The following is a 4,455-nucleotide window of genomic DNA, read 5'->3' as shown; positions in this document are numbered from 1 at the left end:
ATAGAGCTTTTGAAGGAATACAACCAACATTCAGACACACACCGCCAATACGTTGATGACGTTCAATCAATATCACCTGCTTGCCTAAGTCTGCTGCACGAAATGCCGCGGTATAACCGCCAGGACCAGAGCCCAGTACAACGACTTCGGCATGCATATCGGCATCGGTTGGGATGTCCTTTTTAGCAACCGGTGCTGCATTGGATTTTTCAGCAGGTTTTTCTGTTTCCGTGTCAGCAGGTTTAGCAGCTTCAGTTTTCGTTTCTGCCGCTTTATCTTCTGCGGCGGAATCTGCTTCGGTTTCCAGCGTCAGAATCACATCACCCTGAGCAACTTTATCACCCACTTTGACTTTCAATGACTTGATGACACCAGCATCAGAGCTAGGGATTTCCATTGCGGCTTTATCAGATTCCAGCGTGATAATGTCTTGATTCGCGGTGACTGACTCTCCTTCTGAAACCAGGATTTCAATAATTTCAACCGCATCAAAATCGCCGATATCCGGAACTTTGACTTCAATCAAACTCATAACAAGACCTTTCTGATATCCGATAACATCTGATTCAACATCACAGTGAATCGAGCACCTGCCGCACCATCAATCACCCGATGGTCGTATGAAATAGACAGTGGCAACATCAAACGAGGTTCANNCTCCTTGCCATTCCACACCGGTTTCATCTGGTGGCGACTCACCCCCAGAATAGCGACTTCAGGTGCATTGACAATCGGGGTAAAGAATTGACCGCCAATACCTCCCAGAGTGGAAATAGAAAAGGTCCCACCCTGTAAATCTTTCGCTGTTAAGGTTCCTTCACGCGCACGGACACTGATTTCACCCAGTTCACCGGCCAGTTCCAGGAAGCCTTTTTTATCGACATCCCGAATAACCGGAACCATCAAACCATTGGGTGTATCTACTGCTACACCGATGTTGTAATACTTTTTGTAAATCAGGCTTTGTTTATCTTCGCTTAACGAGGCGTTAAATTCCGGATACTGTCGCAGGCAGGCGACAACTGCTTTCATAATGAACACCAACGGCGTCAGACTGACACCCTTCTTGGCAGCCATTTCTTTATTTTCCTGACGGAATTCTTCCAGCTCAGTGATATCGGCTTCATCAAATTGCGTTACATGTGGAATATTCAACCAGCAAGCATGCAGATGTTTGCCGGAAATTTTCTTGATGCGTGACAGTTCTTTGCTTTCAATTTCACCGAACTGTTCAAAGTTGACTACAGGAACAGATGGGATTCCGGCACCGTCGGCTGCTTTTGGTGCTGGTGCATTCATGACCTGTTTAACAAAGTTTTGGACATCTTCTTTGGTAATACGGCCTTTTTGTCCACTACCGACAACCGCAGCCAAAGGCACACCTAATTCACGAGCAAACTGCCGTACTGAAGGTGATGCATGTGAAGGTTTTTTAGCTGAACCGGTATCCGGTGCATAAGGCAATGTTTCAGTTCTTTCTGGCTCAGGATTCGCTACTGTAGGTGTCGGTGCCGGTTTACTCTCAGCCGCAGCAGGTTTTTCTTTCTCTGCTGGTTTACTTTCTGCTGCTTTTTCAGCCGGCTTTTCGTTTTCTTCAGCGCCGGCATCAGAAGATTCAATCAAGGCAATAACTGAACCTTCACTGACCTTATCACCGACTTTGACTTTCATTTCCTTGATTGTACCGCTTAGCGATGATGGAATTTCCATCATCGCTTTATCGGATTCAATGGTGATCACTTCCTGATCAGCATTGATTGAATCACCTTCAGCAACTAATACTTCAATGATTTCAACGCTATCAAAATCACCAATGTCCGGGACTTTTAATTCGATTAAATCTGCCATGTTTTAAACCTTAACTGGATTCGTTGCGTCAGCATCAATTTTGTACTGCTTAATAGCTTTTGCAACCACATCGTATTTAACAGCACCTTCATCAGCCAATGCACTGAGGGTGGCGACAACCACGTGATATCGATCCACTTCGAAGAAGCTGCGCAATCTTTCACGGGTATCACTGCGACCAAAGCCATCGGTACCCAGTACAACATAACGCTGTTTGATCCAGGGACGTAATTGCTCGGCATACAGACGCATGTAATCTGTGGAAGCCACTACAACGCCCTCCTGGTCATCCAGGCATTGTGAAATATAGCTGGTTTTTTTCTCAGCAGTTGGATGCAGACGGTTATAACGATCCACATCCATACCATCCCGAACCAGTTCATTCACACTGGTCGCACTCCACACATTGGCAGAAACATTCCAGTCTTTTTCCAGCATTTCAGCAGCTGCTTCCACTTCACGGAGAATAGTGCCGCTACCGAGAAGCTGCGCTTTAATCTTGTGTTTGCCACCTGATTTAAGCTTATAGAGACCTTTGATAATGCCCTCTTCCACACCTTTTGGCATAGCAGGATGGGTATAGTTTTCATTCATCGCGGTGATGTAATAAAACACGCCTTCCTGTTGTTCATACATTCGGCGCATGCCTTCATGTACGATGATAGCCATTTCATAAGCATAGGTCGGATCATAGCTGATGCAGTTAGGAATGGTGTTTGCCAGAATCAGACTGTGTCCATCCTGATGCTGCAAACCTTCACCGTTCAGTGTTGTACGGCCTGCAGTACCACCGATCAGGAAACCTTTGGCCTGGATATCACCGGCCAACCAGCACAAATCACCTACACGCTGGAAACCAAACATCGAGTAATAGATATAGAACGGCACCATATTAACGTTGTAGTTTGAATACGCCGTGGCCGCAGAAACCCACTCGGACATTGAACCGGCTTCGTTAATACCTTCCTCCAGGATCTGGCCTTTGGTATCTTCGCGATACCACATGACTTTTCCGGAATCTTCGGGTTCGTACATCTGGCCGGAAGATGAATAAATACCGATAGAACGGAACAGACCTTCCATACCAAAGGTACGCGCTTCATCCGGCACGATTGGTACGATGTTTTTGCCGATTTTCTTATCACGAATTAATGCGGTAATTATTCGTACAAAGGCCATCGTAGTAGATAACTCACGATCCCCACTGTCTTTTAGTACTGCATCAAAAATGCTTAATGGCGGAAGTTCCAGTGCCGGAGCACTATGGCTGCGTTTAGGAATAAACCCACCCAGCTCTTTTCGACGTTCCAGCAGATATTTTTTCTCTTCACTGTCGTCATCCAGTTTGATGTATGGAATCTCTTCGATTTCATCATCTGGAATGGGGATATTGAAACGGTCACGGAAGCGTTTCATGTGCTCCAGTTCCATTTTCTTCTGCTGGTGAGTCGTGTTCTGACCTTCACCCGCCTGACCCAGTCCATACCCTTTAACGGTTTTCGCCAGGATAACAGTGGGTTGCCCCTGATGGTCCACTGCACGTTTATAAGCGGCATAAATCTTACGAGGATCGTGGCCGCCACGACTCAAGTGCCAGATATCCTCATCGGTCATATCTGAAACCATATCCAGCAGCTCAGGGTATTTACCAAAGAAATGCTTACGTACATAAGCACCATCTTTTGCTTTGTAATTCTGGTATTCGCCGTCGACGACTTCTTCCATGCGTTTCAGCAACAAGCCTTTGGTATCCCTTGCCAGTAATTGATCCCAACCACTGCCCCAGATAACTTTTAATACATTCCAGCCAGCACCACGGAATAAAGCTTCAAGTTCCTGGATTATTTTGCCATTACCACGAACCGGACCGTCAAGACGTTGCAGGTTGCAGTTGACAACAAAGATCAGATTATCGAGTTTTTCACGACCAGCCAGTGTAATAGCGCCTAAAGATTCCGGCTCATCCATCTCACCATCGCCCAGATACGCCCATACATGGCGACCTGATGTTTTGGCGATTTCGCGATGATGCATGTATTTCATGAATCGCGCTTGATAGATGGAAAGAATTGGACCAAGGCCCATTGAAACGGTGGGGAACTGCCAGTAATCTGGCATTAACCATGGATGCGGATAGGAAGACAACCCCTTACCATCGACTTCAAAGCGGAAATTATCCAATTGCTCTTCCGTCAGACGGCCTTCCAGGAAAGATCGAGCATAGATGCCCGGTGCAGAGTGACCCTGAACAAACACCATATCGGCGCCTTCTTCATGGTTATCACCTCTGTAGAAATGATTAAACCCTACATCATAAAGTGTTGCCGCAGATGAGAAGCTCGCAATATGTCCGCCGACAGCACCGGGTTTCATATTGGCCTTAACCACCATCGCCATTGCATTCCAACGGATATACGATCTGAGCTTATGCTCCATTGCCTGATCACCAGGAATGCGTTCCTGTTGATCCACCGGAATGGTATTTACGTATGCGGTATTAGCACTATAAGGCAGATTGACACCACTACGGCGGGCCTTATCAATGAGTTTTTCAATAATGTAATGGGCTTTTTCGTCACCGGCCGCTTCAAGCACAGACTCCAGAGG

Annotated in this window: 3 protein-coding genes; all 3 read right to left on the bottom strand. The window is 46.4% G+C overall.

Annotated elements, in window-relative coordinates:
* The coding region (locus B3O33_RS01995) for a biotin/lipoyl-containing protein (protein ID WP_292362826.1) at window positions 1–532 on the bottom strand (532 nt) is incomplete at its 3' end.
* Entirely contained in the window at window positions 529–1,848 is a 1,320-nt protein-coding gene (aceF, locus tag B3O33_RS01990) for a dihydrolipoyllysine-residue acetyltransferase (protein WP_292362825.1), read from the bottom strand. The genes aceF and B3O33_RS01995, both read right to left, overlap by 4 nt.
* 3 nt (window positions 1,849–1,851) lie before the next feature.
* Window positions 1,852–4,452 carry a pyruvate dehydrogenase (acetyl-transferring), homodimeric type gene (gene aceE / locus B3O33_RS01985; protein ID WP_292362830.1) on the bottom strand — a complete coding sequence of 867 codons (2,601 nt, stop codon included), beginning with the start codon at window positions 4,450–4,452 and terminating at the stop codon, window positions 1,852–1,854.
* Window positions 4,453–4,455: the final 3 nt, after the last annotated feature.

Origin of the sequence: Methylophaga sp. UBA1464 (assembly GCF_002325665.1) — a bacterium.
Classification (GTDB): domain Bacteria; phylum Pseudomonadota; class Gammaproteobacteria; order Nitrosococcales; family Methylophagaceae; genus Methylophaga.
This window is presented reverse-complemented; position numbering and strand designations above follow the sequence as displayed.